Origin of the sequence: Metabacillus sp. 84 (genome assembly GCF_050107715.1) — a bacterium.
Taxonomy (GTDB): domain Bacteria; phylum Bacillota; class Bacilli; order Bacillales; family Bacillaceae; genus Metabacillus_B.
Map to the genome: position 1 here is coordinate 455,098 of NZ_JBNILN010000001.1, position 18,425 is coordinate 473,522.

The 18,425-nt window shown below is 46.2% G+C and carries 12 protein-coding genes and 1 riboswitch; all 12 genes read right to left on the minus strand.

All coding sequences use genetic code 11. From position 1 onward, the window contains the following. Entirely contained in the window at positions 1-1,320 is a 1,320-nt protein-coding gene (locus tag ACQCV8_RS02310; RefSeq protein ID WP_426842924.1) for a nucleotide sugar dehydrogenase, read from the minus strand. Between the two features lie 30 nt (positions 1,321-1,350). Then, complete coding sequence (locus tag ACQCV8_RS02315; protein WP_426842925.1) at positions 1,351-2,382, minus strand: Gfo/Idh/MocA family protein; 1,032 nt, start codon at positions 2,380-2,382, stop codon at positions 1,351-1,353. Beyond that, positions 2,375-3,112, minus strand: coding sequence for a hypothetical protein (locus tag ACQCV8_RS02320; protein WP_426842926.1), 738 nt, complete (start codon positions 3,110-3,112; stop codon positions 2,375-2,377). The genes ACQCV8_RS02315 and ACQCV8_RS02320 overlap by 8 nt, the downstream gene beginning before the upstream one ends. Positions 3,113-3,208: 96 nt before the next feature. Beyond that, positions 3,209-4,318, minus strand: coding sequence for a DegT/DnrJ/EryC1/StrS family aminotransferase (locus tag ACQCV8_RS02325; RefSeq protein ID WP_426842927.1), 1,110 nt, complete (start codon positions 4,316-4,318; stop codon positions 3,209-3,211). A gap of 439 nt (positions 4,319-4,757) precedes the next feature. Next, complete coding sequence (locus ACQCV8_RS02330) at positions 4,758-5,648, minus strand: NlpC/P60 family protein (protein ID WP_426842928.1); 891 nt, start codon at positions 5,646-5,648, stop codon at positions 4,758-4,760. Between the two features lie 216 nt (positions 5,649-5,864). Further along, positions 5,865-7,589 carry a M14 family zinc carboxypeptidase gene (locus ACQCV8_RS02335; RefSeq protein WP_426842929.1) on the minus strand — a complete coding sequence of 575 codons (1,725 nt, stop codon included), beginning with the start codon at positions 7,587-7,589 and terminating at the stop codon, positions 5,865-5,867. A 1,177-nt stretch (positions 7,590-8,766) separates the two neighbouring features. After that, a complete protein-coding gene (locus ACQCV8_RS02340; RefSeq protein WP_426842930.1) occupies positions 8,767-11,334 on the minus strand; it encodes a hypothetical protein in 2,568 nt (855 codons plus the stop codon). Between the two features lie 189 nt (positions 11,335-11,523). Next, positions 11,524-11,925: a swarming motility protein SwrAA gene (locus tag ACQCV8_RS02345; RefSeq protein ID WP_426842931.1), complete on the minus strand. Its 402-nt coding sequence runs from the start codon at positions 11,923-11,925 to the stop codon at positions 11,524-11,526. A gap of 180 nt (positions 11,926-12,105) precedes the next feature. Beyond that, positions 12,106-12,190, minus strand: a riboswitch (cyclic di-GMP riboswitch). A 97-nt stretch (positions 12,191-12,287) separates the two neighbouring features. Beyond that, entirely contained in the window at positions 12,288-14,618 is a 2,331-nt protein-coding gene (locus tag ACQCV8_RS02350; RefSeq protein WP_426842932.1) for a 5'-nucleotidase C-terminal domain-containing protein, read from the minus strand. 241 nt (positions 14,619-14,859) lie between these two features. After that, positions 14,860-16,050, minus strand: coding sequence for a S8 family serine peptidase (locus ACQCV8_RS02355; protein ID WP_426842933.1), 1,191 nt, complete (start codon positions 16,048-16,050; stop codon positions 14,860-14,862). A gap of 64 nt (positions 16,051-16,114) precedes the next feature. Next, positions 16,115-17,431, minus strand: a complete 1,317-nt coding sequence (locus ACQCV8_RS02360) for a UDP-glucose dehydrogenase family protein (RefSeq protein ID WP_426843354.1) — start codon at positions 17,429-17,431, stop codon at positions 16,115-16,117. 36 nt (positions 17,432-17,467) lie between these two features. Next, positions 17,468-18,343: a UTP--glucose-1-phosphate uridylyltransferase GalU gene (gene galU / locus ACQCV8_RS02365; protein WP_426842934.1), complete on the minus strand. Its 876-nt coding sequence runs from the start codon at positions 18,341-18,343 to the stop codon at positions 17,468-17,470. Between the last annotated feature and the right edge of the window lie 82 nt (positions 18,344-18,425).

Genomic DNA, 18,425 nt, shown 5'->3' on the forward strand with positions numbered 1-18,425 from the left:
TTACAGTTTTGTATAGTTAGCAGGCTTGTTCTCAGTGTTTTTCATCGCATTGCGCGTGTCAAACAGGGAACGGCTGTGTTTTCCGATCATCTCATAGTCAAATGTGCTGTGGTCTGTTGTCAGTAGCACAAGGTCGGAATCCTCAAGCAGCCCTTCAGTCAATGGAACGGTTTCTACTTTTTCGCCGCGCAGCTTGAAGGAAGTAACGAAAGGATCTACTACACTTACCGATGCCCCTTCCTCGACAAGAGAATCTAAGATGTGAAGAACCGGAGATTCACGGACATCGTCAATGTCTTTCTTGTAAGCTACACCAAGAACGGTAATGTTTGCACCGCGCATCGCTTTTCCGTCTTTGTTCAACAGACGCATGCTGCGTTCTACAACGTGCTCAGGCATCGCATTGTTGATTTCACCGGCAAGCTCGATCAGGCGTGTATGGTAATTGTACTCGCGTGCTTTCCATGTCAGGTAGAATGGATCGATTGGAATACAATGTCCGCCAAGACCCGGTCCCGGATAGAATGCCATAAAACCGTACGGCTTCGTTTTCGCGGCATCAATTACTTCCCAAACATCAATTCCCATTCGTTCGCAAAGGATCGCCATTTCATTTGCCAGCGCAATGTTAATGTGGCGGAACGTGTTTTCGAAGATTTTTTCCATTTCTGCTACCGCCGGGCTGGATACCTCGAACACTTCTCCTTCTAAAACGTGGCGATAAAGGGAAGAAGCGACTTTTGTACAATTAGCTGTAATTCCGCCAACAACTTTCGGGGTGTTTTTTGTTTTGAATTCCTTGTTGCCGGGGTCAACGCGCTCAGGAGAGTACGCTACGAAAATATCTTCCCCGATCACAAAGCCCTGTTTTTCAAACGCATGCACGACAATCTCTTCTGTAGTGCCTGGGTAGGTTGTGGATTCAAGGACAACGAGCATGCCTTTGTGGGCGTACTTGGCAATTTGCTTAGAAGAGCTTTCCACATACGATGTATCCGGCTGCTGATGATGGTCAAGCGGTGTCGGAACACAAATCGCAACCGCATCCACATCCTGAATTTTTGAATAGTCGGTAGTCGCCAGAAGAAGACCGTTATCGATGATTTCCTTCAGGTCCTCATTCACGACATCCCCGATGTAGTTCGTGCCTTCGTTAACCATATCCACACGGGACTGCTGTACATCAAAGCCAATTACTTTATAGCCTGCTTTTGCTTTTTCTACTGCAAGCGGAAGTCCTACATATCCTAAACCTACAACACCAATTGTTGCGTTTTTCGACTCTATCTTTGAAAGCAACTCATCAATATGAGCTCCCATAAACATTCATCTCCTTAAAATATCTCACTCTTAGTTCGTAACAGCCGGTTTTGAAAGATAGACTTTCTTTCCGGTTTCAGCCGACTCCAGGATGGCATTGATCAGCTGGATCGGGGCATAGCCATCAAGACCTGTGACAACCGGATCGCGGTCTTCTTTTACCGCCGCTGCCATATCTTCAATGATCCACTGATGACCAGGCTTTCCGAACGGATCCGCCTCAATTTCTTTCATCGCTGCTTCACGGTCTTCATCGGTCTCGCCTTCAAAATCCCACGTCTCAATAAAGTTCGCATTGCGTCCGCTGATTTTGGCGCTCCCTGTCTCTCCAAATATCGCCAGTGATTCCTCGAGGTTTTTTGGATAGATCGTCGTTGCCGCTTCAATCACACCGAGTGCTCCGGACTCAAATTCCACAACACTAACAGCCAGGTCTTCGGTTTCAATATCACGGAAGCGTGTAGTGGCCATGGCCTGTACACTTTTAACAGGGCCCATGAACCATAGAAGCAGATCCAGATTATGAATAGCCTGATTCATCAGGACACCGCCGTCAAACTTCTTCGTACCGCGCCATGGAGCCTGGTCATAATAAGCCTGGCCGCGGTTCCAGCGCACTGTCGCATTCGCGTGGCTGAATTTGCCGAACTTGCCGGCATCCATTTGCCCGCGCAGCTTGCGGATTGCCGGTCGGAAACGGTTTGGATGAACAACGGAGAGCTTTACCCCGTTCTTCGCGGCAGCCTCCATAATCTTTTCGCTGTCATCATTTAGAAGAGCCATCGGTTTCTCAACAATAATATGCTTGCCATAGGAAGCCGTCAGCTCGGCAAGCGGCTTGTGAAGGCCGGATGGTGTGCAAATATTAACAACGTCCAGATCTTCCTGTTCCTTCAGCATTTGCTCAAGGTCTGTATACGTGTTCACTTTTCCCTCATATTCAGCAAGACGCTCTGCATTTGTATCGCAAACAGCGACCAGGTTCGCACCTTCCGCATCCTCGATTGCCTGAATATGCTTTTTCGCAATAAATCCCATTCCTACTACCGCAAAATTAGTCATCGATTCTCGCCTTCCTTGCTTCTTGTAAGTATTTCGCCAGCATTAAGCCGAGCAGCGTAAGGAACAAGCCCATAATAAACCCGACAAGTGCGTTTGCTTTTGAATTTGAATCTTCTTTAGAAACGGTTTGGCTCAGAATGTCGGGCTCTTCATAAAAATTCAGATCCTTTTCAGTGCCCAGAACCGTGTCAGTATAGAGACCAATCTGTTTATCCAGCTTCGCGATCGCATCACTCATGATCGCCATTTGTTCACTGTCCAGGTTTTCTGAGTCATTTTGTAGTCTTTCAGACATAACTTCATAGGATTTCTCTGCCGTTTCAAGCAGTTCCTGATTCCGTGCCCTTTTTTCTTCTGTACCGCTTTTAATAATTTCAGCTTCATCTTCTAATGATTGGAAGTATTCAGCAGATGCCTCATTCAGTACCTTTTCAACCGACGCTTTATCTTCCCCTGATACGGAAAATTCCACCTTGTATTGGCCGAGAACGTCAACTTGTACTTTATCATCATATTTCCCGCCGTACTCTTTTTGAAGAAGCTCTGGATCTGTTAAATAATCTGAAATCATTTCAGACGTATAAAACTTTGCACTTCCTTCATATCCGCTGCTTGACACAATGGATAACCCGTAGGCGAGAAGAGCGGCCGCAAGCGGAATTCCGACGATGAGCCATTTCTTTTTCCAAAAATACACGAGGTATTCGTATAAATAGTCACGTTTTTCCATGCGTAAACTCCTTGTTAAATAGTAAAAGCCCGCCTATACAAATAAACAAGCCCCTTTTACCGGTAGAATTCCCCAGTAAAAGGCGACTGATTACGTTTAGTTATAGAATTTTTCGATGCATTCCACGACATAGCTTTGCTGTTCTTCCGTAAGCTCAGGGAACATTGGCAAGGAAATCGCTTCTCTGGCAGCCTTGTCAGACTCAGGGAAGTCTCCGTCTTTGTAGCCTAGCTCAGCGAATACAGGCTGTACATTTAATGGAAGCGGGTAATAAATCATCGTTGCCACACCTTGCTCCTTCAGGAACTGCTGAAGCTCATCCCGGCGTTCCACACGAATGGTGTACTGATGAAACACATGATAGCGGTCGCTTACTTCTACAGGTGTTACCACTTTATCCATTAGCTTATTCTTAAGCAGGGCCGTATAAATATCTGCGCGTGCACGGCGCTTTTCGCTCCACTCCTGCAGGTGAGGGAACTTCACATTCAATACAGCTGCCTGCATTTCATCCAGCCGGCTGTTGTACCCAAGAACGTGGTGATAATACTTCGGCTTGCTTCCGTGAACGCGGATCACGCTCATTTTTTCAGCCAGATCCTCATCCTTTGTCACGATCATCCCGGCATCGCCGTAAGCGCCAAGGTTTTTCGTCGGGAAGAAGCTGTACGTAGCCGTGTGGCCGTATTCTCCCGTTTTCTTTCCTTTATATGTAGCGCCGATTGCCTGTGCAGCATCTTCCACTACATAAATGCCATGCTTGTCCGCAATCTCCATGATGCGGTCCATCTCAGCCATTTGTCCGTATAGATGAACAGGAATGATCGCTTTAGTTTTAGGAGTGATTTTTTCTTCAATCAGCTCAGGGTTAATATTGAAGGTTACCGGATCAATATCAACGAATACAGGAGTTGCTCCGCAGCGCGCAATCGCACCCGCAGTAGCAAAGAACGTAAATGGAGTAGTAATGACCTCGTCTCCAGCTGTTACGCCGCAAGCCTGCAAAGAAATATGTATAGCGTCACTGCCGTTGGCCACGCCTACAGCATATGGAACATTACTGAATTCAGCTACGTCAGTCTCCAATTTTTTCACATTGCTTCCAAGGATAAAACGTGTTGAAGTCATCACGTCATCCAGTGCTTTCAGCATTTCATCCCGCAAGTTGGAATATTGTTCGGAAAGATCTAACATAGGCACTTTCATACAGTATCTTCTCCTTAACATAATCTAATTTAAGTACCGGCAGCAGCCGGCCCAGCATTTACTCATACTTACCTATTTTAGCATAATCAAGGTGTGTTTTGTCAGAGCCAAACGAACGTCATACAATTGTTAGGACTGTATTCTGTTTAACATGTTTTCCTGCTGACTGCGCAACTCGGTTATGATATAGGAGACCTATCAGAATGATAAATTTCCACCTAATACACAATATCACAAGTACCCGCAAAATAAAACAGATGACCCGGGACTTGTAAACCTTTCCAATCATCTTTTATGTAAATTTCCAGCAAAAAGTTGAATCCGATCAGACACACTATAGAAAATCCAGGCAAAAAAGTACTCAGAGCCAAGCTCTGAGTACTTTTTGTTAACCTCGGGGTTCCTTTTAACCGTTCATCAAAATGTTCAATCGCCGTTTTTATTTGTACGTATCGCGGATTACTTTTGCTTTAGAAATAAAGCGGTCATTGAACATTTTGCGGGAAGTGGCTCCGTACATGTTGCCAATGGAGGCTTCTGTGTACTTAAGCTTCGAAATAAACTCACTGTACAGCTTTTTGCCTGCAGCCGTACGGTGCTGGCCTTTTAGAGCCATAGCCTTATAGTCACTGCCAAGTTTATCAAGAGCAAGGCCTTTTTTTACGGAGTCCAGCACATAAGCGGAACGAAGCATGTTTGTATTAAAGCTCGCTGATGTACTTTTTCCTTTCAACCTATTGTATTCCCCTAATAGAGAGGAATCTAAACTATTAATTTTTGAAACAGAAGAGTACCTGGATTTTAGGTTTTTAAATAGTCTTTCAGAAGATGCTGTATAGTTTTCAACGGATGCGGCTTTAACCGTTGATAGACGGGAATGTCTTTTCGTTCCGACGTAAGCACTCTTCCAGTAGCTGTTGCTGAGTGAGCTGATCATGACACCCCTGGATGAAGAAGCGTGAATAAAGCTGTTGTTGCCAACGTAGATTCCTACATGGGATACTGTCGGTTTGCTTGTTGTCTTGAAAAATACGAGATCTCCTGCTGCTTTAGAAGTCACTTTTTTTGAATCGCTGGAATTGTACAGACCATCTGCTGTACGCGGAAGCGAAATTCCCGCTTTATTGAATACATAGCCTACAAACCCGGAGCAATCAAACCCTGAAGGTGTTGTTCCGCCCCATTTGTATGGGACACCTATGTATTGTTTGCTTATATTAACGATATTATTTTCGATAGAAACAGAGGCAGCTTCGGCTTTAGTGGCGGGCAGATACGAACTGAATAAAAGGGACGTTGCTAGTCCAAATGCAATAATCGGTTTTTTCATGTTCTTCCTCCTTTAGCACAAGATTAGTATACAGGACGGAGGAAGGAAGTAGTATAACAGTTCTATTACATTATGCCCTTATATTACAAAAAGATTGCAATAAAGTGATATTACGATTAATTATGCTATTATTCTCCAAAAATCTCATACTTTATTCGCCCGATCCTCAAATTACATAAAAAAGAAGAAGGCCAAAAGACCTCCTTCTTTCCATAGTTATCTAATCTGGCTCTCTAATTGTTGCAGCACTGTTTCAAATCCCGGGATATCCGGGTACTGTCCTGGATATTTCTGGTTCCATTCCTTTTTAGAGGAAATCCCTCTTGCCTTAAGGCGGTCATAAACCGCAATCTTTTCATTTATCACAGTTTGAGAGGCGCCGGACTGCTTTAATCCTATGATCGACTTAAGCAATTTATATTGGGACATCTCAAATTGAATGGTATCTCTCGTGATTTTAGCCGGCAGCAAATACTTTTCGCCGAAGAGATCCCGGACTTTTCGGGTATACACTTTACCAATTGCAATCTCTTCTTTTCTTAGCAGGTCAAGCATTTTATGGTACTCATTCACAGCGGCATCGTTAAGCGTTCCCTTTTTCATAAACGACTCAACGTTCCAGCGCTGAATGGTGAGATCATCGCCTGATCTGACTGCTTCCATAAACGCTCCCGTTTTAGAATGAATCTGCTTCGCATCATTGATTTTACGCTGTGCGGTTTCACGGTAATACGAAGGCAGGGATGCTGCCAGCTGCTCCGCCTTTTTCAAGCCGGCGGCTGATGCAGAATAACGGTTTTCTAAAGTAGACATGATATACAGGTTCGCTGTTGATTGAATATTGGAAGAGTAGTACGGTCTCAGTTTATAGGTGGAGCTCAAATAAGAACTGACCTGGGCCACTTTCGCATCATAGGTCTTGCCTTCCCTCTGCTGATAAAGATTGTACCCTTCCTTCGCTATGTAAAGGCCCACATCTTTATTCTCTTCCCAAATGCTATTGAAATTTTTTAGCGGTACATGTGTGTTCCCTGCATACGGTGAGATCTCCAGGGTAAAGGCAGGACGTTTTTTCACATGAAGGAACCAATCCGTGAAGCCCCCGCCTGAAGGATTAGGGCCTGGGTAAACGAGACGGTAGCCCGTCATTCTGCCAAGCTGCTTCGCATAATTTTGATCTCTCGTATAGCGTGATCCCGTCTGGTAAAAATTCCAGAAGAGGATTTCCCCGCTGGAATGATAGCTGACAGACATCTCCGCATCAATCGTTTTCAGGAAATTAAGAACCACCTTCACTTCAGCTGCGGATGCAGGACTTTTGCCTTTATAATTTTGCCAATACGGCTTTCCGGGATTACTAACGATAGTGGACCATTTCGCATCATATTGGCGATTCAGGTCAACCCCTTTTCCATTCGCTTTCCAGCGTTTGAAATCATAGCTGCCCTCATTCATTTTCAGGACTGCCGAACGATCACCAGCCGGAATCGAGTTAATGCCCGATTGCTGGAGCGTTACCCCGTCAGGATTGACCATCGGAATAAACCACATCGTCGTCTTATCAAGGATGGATCTCGCAGGCAAGCCATTAATGGATTTGTTGCCGTAATAAGCTTTTGCATACTGGTCAATCATGACCATATTGACACTGGTCGTCATCCATTCCCTTGCATGATGTGACCCATTTACAAAAACCTCAGCAGGCCCTTTCCCAATGGCAACCGCATAAATATCGCGTCCATACTCAGACTTTCCAACTGACTTATACCGGATTAATTCCGGATAAGAAGCCGCTAAAGCCTGAATGTCTCTTTTCATGATCTCGTACGTGTATGTCTGATTTCCATTCACAGAAAAAGAAGCAGCCGATGCTTTTCCGTCTTGAAAAAACACTCCCAAACAGCAAATAAAAAGGATCAATGATACAGCTAATTTTCTCACATTCACATTCCTCTCAGCTTTTTCTATCTCTCTAATAATCTACCATTAAACCAATACATTTCCAGACTTGACTTCATCTGTGAAACGTTGTAAACGGTTAGAAAGTTGCAGAGGATTGCCGGGGCGGGGGCGGCGGTGACGGATGGCGAGGGCGGGGATGGCGGACGGGGGCTGGTGACGGATGGCGAGGGCGAGGGCGGATGGAATTGCGGGGCGGGGTCTGGCCCGCTCCGCTTCACCGTAAGTGGGGACAGAGACCGTTATCCGCCAGCCCTTGCGCGGGAAGGGGTTTGACTGCCGGTGCCGGAGCTTTAGCCTGCTAATGGACTGCGGGCCAGGCACGGTGCCCGACCCCACTTGCTTCACCGCATGTGGGGTCAGAGACCTGGTACCACAAACCCATGGCGCTGTAAGAGTCGTAGAGGCGGTGCCGGAGCTTTCGTGCTTTAGCAGAGCGGGGGTCGGAGGCAGCCAGGCCGCAGGTTCAATATTTAAAGGGTCTGGCCCGCTCCGCTTCACCGTAAGTGGGGACAGAGACCGGGATCCGCCATGCCTTGGGCGGGAAGGGGTTTGACTGCCGGTGCCGGAGCTTTAGCCTGCTAATGGACTGCGGGTCAGGCACGTTGCCTGACCCCACTTGCTTCACCGCATGTGGGGTCAGAGACCTCGTGCCGTAAACCCTGGGCGCTGTAAGAGTCGTAGAGACGGTGCCGGAGCTTTCGTGCTTTAGCAGAGTGGGGGTCGGAGGCAGGAAGGCTGCAGGTGCGATATTTGAAGGGGCGGAAGCAGCGAGACTCCAGGTGCAATATTTGAAGGGGCGGAGGAAGCGAGACTCCTGGCGCAAGTGGTGAAGATCTTGAAGGGCAGTACAGTGCCTCCGACCCCCGGTACGGTGAAGCATCAGGGGACAGAGACAGACGTCTCTCTTCCCTTTCATACCAACGCTTCTGGCGATTGGGGGACGGAGTGAGTCTAGTAGACATAATCGGGGTCGGAGGCAGCGACCAGCGACCCTGCAGGTGCAATGTTCGAAGAGTCTGGAGGAAGCCAGGCTGCAAGCACGATATTTGAGCGGAGATCGGAGGCACAGAACAAAAACCGCAACAAGAAATCTTGAAAAGCCGTCTTTCGCACGCTAGGTACAAAAAAACCCCGGCAGCATTCACCCGGGGTCAAATTAGTTTTTCTTATAGGTCATGGTGCGTTTGTTGTATTCCAGATAGTAGCCGTTGCCTAAGATCAGTTTGTTTCCTTCTGTTTTGACGATTTCAAATTTTTCTCCTGCCTGGAGCTTGAAGATTGGAAGGTTTTCGCCGTATTGGAACATCATGGAGTTGCTATTCAGCTCTACTGTTCCGATGGAAAAAGTTACAGCGCCATTTTTCTGGATTTTGTAGCCTTCTCCAACGTCGTAGCTTTGATCATCGTAGCTGTAAACCTTCATATTTTCACCGGGCTTCAGCGTCCGGTATACGGAGCCGTCGGGTTTGAGAATGGCAGCCTCTCCCATTGCGTATACTCTTCCGACGTATGCGGATACCTTGTGGGGCTCGTTATAAATATAGTAGTCGTTCCCTATATGGTAATAGTTTTTATACGTTCCATATACACGGTACGAAGAGTCGGCCTTTAGCTGTTTGACCGGCACCATGGTGGAGCCTTTTTTCCGATAGAGAAGAATGGTGTGCTCGGAATAGACTCTTGCGACCGGAAAGGAAGAGTTGGTGGATGAGACATTCGGCAGGGTGAGCTCTCCCGGTGTTAGGATATGATCCTTTGTTAAATCCTCCGGCCGGATTTTCCATAGGTTGGACCGGCTGTTGTAATAGAGATTTCCTTGGCTGTCGTTGGCTAGCTGGAATACATCACTTGTCCGGTAGCTTGTGATTTCCAGGCTCTCGATATCCACCTTGAACAGCATTCCCTGGAATGTTCCGTACAGGTTTTTGCCCGATGGGTCGAGGAGCAGGCTTTCGGTTTTGTACATGCCTTTGATCTGGTTTGGTGTGATTGGATATAAGCTTGGTTTTTCCTTTTCAGGGTCGTAGACAAGCAGTTTATTGTCGACGATTCCCCACAGCCTTCCATCGGGTGTGATTGTTAAGGCTGAAATCTTTACGGCATAGCCGCCCGGAAGCTGAATGACTTTTTTTCTGTATTTGGGGCTGTTTGTGTCAACAGCATAAAGCTGTGCGCTTTTGTTGGACAGGTTTCCGCTGCCGTCATAGGCGCTGGTCGCAAAATACAGGATGTCTTTTTGTTCGCTGTAAACCATGGCGGACGCACTTTGATTGTAGGAGAGTTTTTCTTTATAAGAAATTTTTCGTTTGTTCACATCATAGACGAGGAACATTCCTGTTTTTTCTCCGCGTTTCGGAATGGTTCCGGCGTAAAGTCTTTCTTTTTCTTCGTCTCCTGCCAGCGCCTTTGGACGGTCCTGCCCGCTGTCTCCGAGATTGATGATTCTTTTAGGATTTTCTCCCGGTACCCAGTTTTTGGCGGTATCGTATTCATAGAGGATGGCGTTCGGATAGACTCCAAAATACATTTTCTTTCCAACGGACGCCATGTCCTCCACCTGGCCGACGCCTTTGTACATTTTTGTTTCTTTGGATTCAGGGTTGTACACTCCCAGCTTTCCGGAGATAAAGCCGGAGCTGTAGATGTTTCCGTTAACTCCCTGGCCGACGTTATAAATATCCACAGCCTGGGAAGGGAGATTGAGCATGGTGTCCTTGTATTTATCTTCTTTTAAATGATATTGATAAAACTTCCCTCCGTTTGCCGAGAGGCCGACAAGCTTAGGCTGACCGTCTATCGAAATGATATCCAGAGAAGCGGCTGTTGCCGGTAGATCTGAATTGACTTCCTTGCTTTTTCCGTCCTTTGGATTCAGCTCGTACAGCTTTTTCTTATAGCTGTAAAAAACTGTATCCCCGTCCCATGCTTGGGAGATCCCTCTGGAATCCGCAGGGATTTCATGCTCAACCTGATCATTTTTCGTGTTTATGACTAAAAGCATACTTTGGTTTTCCATCTTGGCATAGACTCTTCCGCGGGATAAATTCAGGTCGTACACGGATGCATCCTTTTGATACTTTTCCGGAAGGATGTTTGTCTTCTGGTTTGTGTCCAGATCCCATTTTATCAGGGCGGCAGGAGATCCTACCCCTACATAAAGAGTGTTTGTTTTTTCATCGTATTCGACACTTCTCGCGTACCGCCGGCCTTTCATTACCCCTCCGAGACTTTTAAAGCCTTCTTCTTCGCTGTAAGTAATAACAGATCCGCCATAGGAGGTTACCCCAAAAATCCGGTTGGACTTTTTATCGTACGTTAAATCCCAAATGGTGGTGTTGGAAGTGGTGGTTGCTTTTCCAAGATCCGTAATTTCTTTCGTTTCCGGATCGTAGCGGTACAGATGCTCATTCGGGGTGGATCCAACCCAGACACGGTGCTGGGGATCTATTTCAATGGACCAGGCCGCAGAAGCGCCCGGGAGTGTTTCAATATCCACGATTTTCTCTGTCTGAAGGTCAATCACTGCAAGCTTGGCAGGCTCACCCTGCAGCAGGGCGTAAAAACGAGGCTGGCCATATTGATCGAGTCCCGCCTTTCCGCGTATCACATTTACATACTTAACCTGAGGACCAAGGTTCTCAAAAGGTCCTCCTGTGGCCGATGCAGGAAAGGTCAGCAATGAAATGAGGAGCAAAAACGAAAAAAATAATCGAAGTAACTTCATGAAAATCCTCCATAACGATCAATATTGCATCATTGGATCTTTCAACTATGTTCTGCATTCAGCTGAAAAATTATGTCAAAATCGTGCAAGGTCCGGAGAAATATTCAGCTTGAAACAAGCAGCTGACCGTAAAAAAACACAAAAGCCCGTGAGATTCTACCTTCTGTTTTATCGCATGGTCCTGTTTCCTTAATGATATAACCCTTTGCTGTCTGTGTCACTGTTTACCCATAAAGAATAATTCAGCAAAGAAAAGTCGGCTTGCCGGAAAGAGCCCTCTGACTGGTCAAAAAGACTTTCCAGTATTTTCACATCTTCCTTCAGTCTTTTTATAGAGGTGTAGGCCTTTCGTTTTTGGCTGGAATGGAGGTGGAAGTGGATGTACTCCCTGATGATGGTTTCATCAATATGCTTTCCGCTGGTCAAATTTGTGTAGTTAATATAATACTGGCTGAACAATTCCAGCGCTTCCTCTGTCTTCGGGTTCCGTTTGATGTTTTTCTCTTTCATTAAACCCGTCAGTTCCCGCCTTAAAGTCTGATACCTTAATTGTTTGTTGTTTCGAATTCTCATGTTCGGTTCCCGATACAATGGCTGATCCTCCATCAAAGTTCATTTTGTTCTCGAATGTCTGGGATGATCTACATTGAGACGAAAGCCATCTTTTTCTGAAAGGCTTCGTTAAACACGGCAGGCGGATTCGCTCTTGCCAGGTTAGCGGCAGCGGGTGAAAACCAAATGTGTGTTTGAACATAGCCTTTCCGAATTGCAATTGGCAGCCTGACAATCCTGGCATGAATGCTTTAGACTCATGGCTTTGCGTCCTTATCTTTCAACAAGTTTGCCTTTTACGTCTGCTCCAGCTTCCCTGAACACGAGGACTATTATACTACAAATGATCCGGGAACCGTAAAAAAGGCTGGCAATTTAGCCAGCCTTTTCCTAAAATGCCATTATTGCTGTGAAGCGGCGTCCGTGATGCGTCCTTCTCCGCCTTCTTTAATCTCTGGATTCGTTTTTACGTACTCGCTGAATGTTTCCCAGTCTACGTAGCCAGGCTCGCTTACACGGCCTTCTCCGTATGCATTTTCAAATACAGTGTAGTTGTCTCCGCCTGCAGCTGTAAAGGTGTTGGTCGCTACTTTGTACATTTTTTCAGGGTCAAGAGCGGCATAAGCATCTCCGTCTCCTTTCACTTGAACGTCTGTGACACGTTCTCCGGCAGGTTTTGTGCTGTCATACGTGAACTTCATGCCGGCAACCTGAAGGAATGCACCGGATTGAGCTGGCGCCGTATCGACACTGTGCTCCAGAGCTTCTTTAATTTCTGAGCCCTTTAAGTCCATGATGGCCAAGGAGTTTCCGAAAGGCATAACGGTCAGGATTTCACCCATCGTAATGGTTCCCTGATCAATGGAAGCACGAATTCCGCCGCCATTTTGAAGAGCGATTACAGTATCAGGGTCGATTGTTTTCGCTTTCGCAAGCATACCGTCGGTGATCAGGTTTCCTAGGTTCGTTTCTTTTGTTCGGACATTATCACGTGCACCGTCAAGAGCAACAGGTGTCTCGGCTACCTCTTCGTTTTTCACTTCTTCGATTTGAGGCTTGTACTTATTAACAATTTCCATCGCTTCAGCATCATCTGCTTTCGCGCTTACATCAATCAATTGCCCTTCGTGTGAAATCACTTTTCCCATGTAGTCAAATTCCACATCAAGAGATCCAAGGAAGTCGCTGTACTGGTAAGCCTGAACGATTACAGTCGGTTCTTCTCCTGTTTTGTCAAAGACAGGTTCATCAAGACGTGTATGGGAGTGGCCGCCTACGATGACATCCAATCCTTCTACTTCCTTCGCAAGGGTTACATCGTTGTCGCCGCCGCCATCTTCATATCCAATGTGAGTAAGGGCAACAATTTTGTTGATTCCTTTTCCTTCAAGCTCTGCTACTGCTTTTTTCGCTTCTGCGATGTAGTCCTCGAATTTCACGCCTTCTCCCGGGCTGGAGATAGTCGCTGTCTCAGCAGTCGTCAAACCAATGATTCCCACTTCTTCGCCATTGACTTCTTTTACGATGGCGCTGTAGGATTTTCCGTCTTCAGGAGCTTCGGAAATCGTATCGCTGTGAAGGTTTTTCATGTTTGCATCATTTGAGAAATCTACGTTTGCACTGACAAATGGAAATTCAGCTTTTTCTACGAAACGGGCCAAAGGCTCTGTTCCAAGATCAAATTCATGGTTTCCGTACACCATCGCATCGTAGCCTGCAAGATTCATAAGCTCAAGGTCTGCTTGTCCCTTAAATTCGTTGAAATATAGAGTTCCAGAGAAAACATCGCCGGCATCAAGAAGAAGGGAGTTTTCTTTCGCCTCTCTCATTTCTTTAATAGCTGTAATTCTTTTTGGAGCTTTTTCAACATTTGCATGTGTATCGTTGGAATGAAGGATGGATAGATCGAAGCTTGCAAACGCAGCGTCAATCTCTTCTTTCAGGCGCTCGATTTCCTCCATGATGGCAGGATCAATGTTTTCTTCTACCTTGTCTGCATCCTTCTTCAGTTCTGCAGAGTTCGGGAATAGGGCTAAAAGTGCGTTTGTAATTTCCTGATCCTTTTCTTCCAGCTTCTCTGAAATTTCGATCATTTTAAGTGCAGCTTCTTTATCATTGTCAGAAATAGCCTGATCTGCTTTTAGATTGTATTTGAACTGAGTAAGGTCAAAGCCAACCAGCTGATAAGCTACCTTTGCAGGAAGGATGTATTCGGATCCCATCGCTTCGCGGACATTGGAGCGGTATACTTTTCCGACGAGCTTGCCGTAGTTTTCGGTTTGATCAATCAGGTCAAAATACGCGGACTGCATTTCTTTGCTTGGAGTTTCGCTGTATTGTGCGCGGAAATCATTGGTGGCCCGCTTAAGTTTTTCTCCGTATCTTACAGCATCGAAGTAATAGGCGGCGCGCATTTGACGCTCAACAGCCATTTCAAGGCGTTCTCTAAGAATGCGTTTGATCCGCGGGCTGGACACTTCATTAATAACGTCCCAGCCTTCTTCGATTGCATCCTTGGTCAAGTTGTATCTCGCTTCGAATTCAGGAGTGATTTCAGGTCCGTTCGGGGTAACATTGGTGTAGTATCTATGCAGGGAGCTTGCAAGAGTTTCGGCTTTATGTACGGTTTTTGACGCGAAAGTGCCTGTGGCAGCGGATGCCGGTGTGGCTGCTAAACCAGAAGAAAGTACGGCAGCTGCAATACCCGCAGTTAGTGCTTTGCTTTTGAACATTCAGATATTCCCCTCTCAAATTAAAAAATGGTAAAACGGATTTATTAAAGCGGTTTCGGTCCCAACTAAAATTCTATCGCAACATCAGAGCTGTTTCTATGAGAAAATTGTAAATTAATTGTTTAATTTGTAAACAGATTATTATATTTACAATAAATTAGGGACTTTCAGCAGGTCGCTGACAAGGGGATAAAGCGTCAAAAAAAGAGCTGTCCGAAAACGGATCAGCTCTTTTTCATGATTATTTTATTCCATAATAGCTTTTGTACACATTTAAAACCGGGACTTTATACGCGCGTCCATTAACGGTCACTCTTCTCAAGTCCCCATAATCTTTTAATCTCTTTCTTACCCATTCAACTCTTGCTCCGTTTTTCGGTCCGTGATAAAGAGGAAGAAGCTTGGCCGCGCCTCCTGCTGCATGCGGCGCAGCCTGGGAGGTGCCGCTGAGATTTTTATAGGAGCTCTTAAAAACGGTAGAACGAATGTCCACTCCCGGAGCAAGAAGATCGAGGCTGCTTCCGAAGCTTGAAAAAGAAGCAATTCTGTTAGTTTGATCCACAGCACCGACAGAAATGGTATAGGGGGAGGACGCCGGATACTCGACTCGCTTCCCTTTATTTCCGCTTGCCGCAATGATGACAACACCTTTATTGTAAGCACTTTTTAAAACCTGCTCGGTTATTTCATTCCTGCCGGATTCGTCGCTTAAGCTTACATTAATGATGTCCGCTCCGTTATTGGCGGCCCAGGCGATTCCGGCTGCCTGGTCAGAGGCGTAGCCCTCGTCATTTTCATCTAACACTTTCACAGCTAGCAGTTTAGCTTCAGGGACCATTCCTACCGAGCCGAATGTATTAAAATTCGCTCCGATAATGCCGGCAATATGTGTTCCATGCTGAAGCTTCCCGGTGTCAGGCGCCATCCCCCGCTTTTCGCCATTTATGAATGAAACCCTCGAGATGACCCTTCCCTTTAAATCCTCATGCTCGGCAATCCCGGAATCTACGATGGCAATTTTGCAGGCACAGGGCTTAGAGGCGAGACGGTGGCTTTGGGAGTTTTTCACTCCCCATGAAATCTGCTGCGAGTAGCGCGGGGCTTTAAAGGCAGCGGCTCCCGATGTTTTTAAGTCGTGCTGTGCAGAGATAATGACCGGGTTCTTTTTTAGCTTTCTGATGGATCCGCTTCCTGTTAAAACAGCATAATGGCGGCCATCCAGAGAAAAGGTTTTTGTGATTCTCCATGGCTTCAGCTGTTCTTTAACCTGTGAAGGCTCTCCTTTGAGTTCGGCCAAATAGCGGAATGAAGCTGCTTCCGCTTGCTGCGGCAAATAGACAAAAAACAAACCGGAGACACAACATACAATCATGAATCTAAGCAATTTCCCCATTCTCAGCACGCTTCTCTCTTTTTCATTTTGGCGACGCAACAACCATGCCCTTTGCTTAATAGTAATCCGAAAAAATAAAAAAAACCAGATGGAAAATTTCCATCTAGTTTCGGTTAAGGATTGGTTTGCGGCCGACAGAGTAATATTCTACCGGATGCTCTGCTGCCTGCTCAAGGGAGTAGCAGTTGCGGCCGTCGAAAATGACCGGCTCATTTAATTTTTCTATATAGTCCTGGAAGGTCAATGCTTTCACTTGCTCCCATTCCGTTACGATCATGGCAAAATCCGCTCCGGTGATGGCTTCTTCCGGGCTGTCTGTATAAAGGGTCTCTGCCGGAAGCAGCTTTTTCGCATTATCTGCCGCGATCGGATCGTACGCTACGACTTCGGCACCTTCATTGACAAGCTCGTGAGCCAGTGTAATGGAGGCCGCTTCACGCATATCATCCGTGTTCGGCTTAAAGGCAAGGCCGAGCATGGCGACACGCTTTCCTTTTAAATTACCAAAGCGCTCTCTCGCTTTGGATACAAGCATTTTCTGCTGCTCTGCATTCACCTGAATGACAGATTTCAGCAGGTTGAAATCATGCTGAACATAGCTTGCGATTTGAACAAGGGCGCTTGTGTCTTTCGGGAAGCACGAACCGCCGTAGCCAATTCCCGCTTTCAGGAATTTGCTGCCGATCCGGTCATCCATCCCCATCCCTGCCGCAACATCTTCAACATCCGCTTCTAGCTTTTCACAAAGGTTCGCAATTTCGTTAATAAAGCTGATCTTCGTTGCAAGAAATGCATTGGAGGCATATTTAATCATTTCAGCGCTTCGGATCCCGGTCTTAAAAATCGGAATGCCGAATGGGCGGTTGATTTCCTCCAACAGTGCAGCTGCTTCCTCACTGTCTGCTCCAATGACAATCCGGTCCCCTTCAAAGGTATCTTTTACCGCTGAGCCTTCACGGAGAAACTCCGGATTGGAAACAGAGTAAACCTTGTAATCATCTTTAAGATGCTCTTTAACGATGGACTGAACCCGTTCATTTGTTCCAACTGGAACGGTGCTTTTGGTTACGACGACTACATCATTGTTGATGTTATTGGCGATATCAATGGCAACTTGCTCGACAAAACGCAGATCTGCCTGTCCGTCTTCACGCTGAGGCGTGCCTACCGCGATGTAGATTGCTTTTGCCCCGGCAAATGCGTCCTTGTGCTTCGTTGTAAAATGCAGTCTTCCTCGCTCGATGTTTGCCTTCATCAGTTCATCAAGGCCGGGCTCATAGATTGGGGACAAGCCCTGTCTCATGCTCTCTACCTTTTTTTCATCAATATCCACACATGTTACTTCATGTCCGATTTCGGACAGGCATACTCCTGTAACCAGGCCGACATAGCCTGTTCCAACTACTGCGATTTGCATGATGTAAAATCCTCCATATTGCTGATAGCCTCAGCGTATTTACTTTTTCACTATTTCTTTTAAATAGCTGTTTACCTGATCTCTTAGATCATCGCGCTCAAGGGCAAAATCAACAGTCGCTTTAATGAATCCGAACTTGTCTCCTACATCATAGCGCTGTCCGTCAAAATTGTAAGCATAAATCGGCTGTGTTTCATTCAAAACCTTCAGTGCATCTGTCAGCTGAATTTCACCGCCTGCACCAGGTGGAAGCTCGTCCAGAATAGAGAAAATCTCAGGCGTTAAGATGTACCGGCCCATAATGGCATAGTTGGAAGGAGCCTCTTCATTTTTCGGTTTCTCTACAAGCGTATGAACCGAAATCATTTTGTCCCCGTTTGGAGATTTCTGCGGAGCGATGATGCCATACTTAGAGACATCCTCATCCGGGACCTGCTGAACGCCTACAACACTGCGCTGATGCTGATCAAACGCATCAATCAGCTGCTTTGTGCACGGGGTTTCAGAACGGACAATGTCATCTCCAAGCAGAACTGCGAACGGCTCATCGCCTACAAATCGGCTCGCACAGTTAATCGCATGGCCCAATCCTTTAGGTTCCTTCTGGCGGATATAGTGAATGTTCGCAAGACCGGAAATGGCCTGAACCTCTTCAAGTATTTTATCCTTGCCTTTTTTGGCAAGCGTTTCTTCAAGCTCATAGGATTTATCAAAGTGGTCTTCAATCGCGCGCTTGCCTCGTCCGCTGACGATAATGATGTCTTCAATGCCCGAAGCGACTGCCTCTTCGATTATGTATTGGATGGTCGGCTTGTCCACGATTGGAAGCATTTCCTTCGGCTGTGCTTTCGTTGCAGGAAGGAAACGTGTCCCGAGGCCTGCTGCCGGTATAATCGCTTTTCTTACTTTTGTCATCTTTCATTCCCCCAATTGTGTATTTTATATAGCAAGGTTAAATGGCTTCGCCCGCTTTACTCAGCGTCAGCATTGGATTTCC

What these genes read in the sequence shown, in the direction of transcription:
- ACQCV8_RS02310 (WP_426842924.1), bottom strand. Translation starts at nt 1,320, where the DNA reads ATGGGAGCTCATATTGATGAGTTGCTTTCAAAGATAGAGTCGAAAAAC.
- ACQCV8_RS02315 (WP_426842925.1), bottom strand. Translation starts at nt 2,382, where the DNA reads ATGACTAATTTTGCGGTAGTAGGAATGGGATTTATTGCGAAAAAGCAT.
- ACQCV8_RS02320 (WP_426842926.1), bottom strand. Translation starts at nt 3,112, where the DNA reads ATGGAAAAACGTGACTATTTATACGAATACCTCGTGTATTTTTGGAAA.
- ACQCV8_RS02325 (WP_426842927.1), bottom strand. Translation starts at nt 4,318, where the DNA reads ATGAAAGTGCCTATGTTAGATCTTTCCGAACAATATTCCAACTTGCGG.
- ACQCV8_RS02330 (WP_426842928.1), bottom strand. Translation starts at nt 5,648, where the DNA reads ATGAAAAAACCGATTATTGCATTTGGACTAGCAACGTCCCTTTTATTC.
- ACQCV8_RS02340 (WP_426842930.1), bottom strand. Translation starts at nt 11,334, where the DNA reads ATGAAGTTACTTCGATTATTTTTTTCGTTTTTGCTCCTCATTTCATTG.
- ACQCV8_RS02350 (WP_426842932.1), bottom strand. Translation starts at nt 14,618, where the DNA reads ATGTTCAAAAGCAAAGCACTAACTGCGGGTATTGCAGCTGCCGTACTT.
- galU (WP_426842934.1), bottom strand. Translation starts at nt 18,343, where the DNA reads ATGACAAAAGTAAGAAAAGCGATTATACCGGCAGCAGGCCTCGGGACA.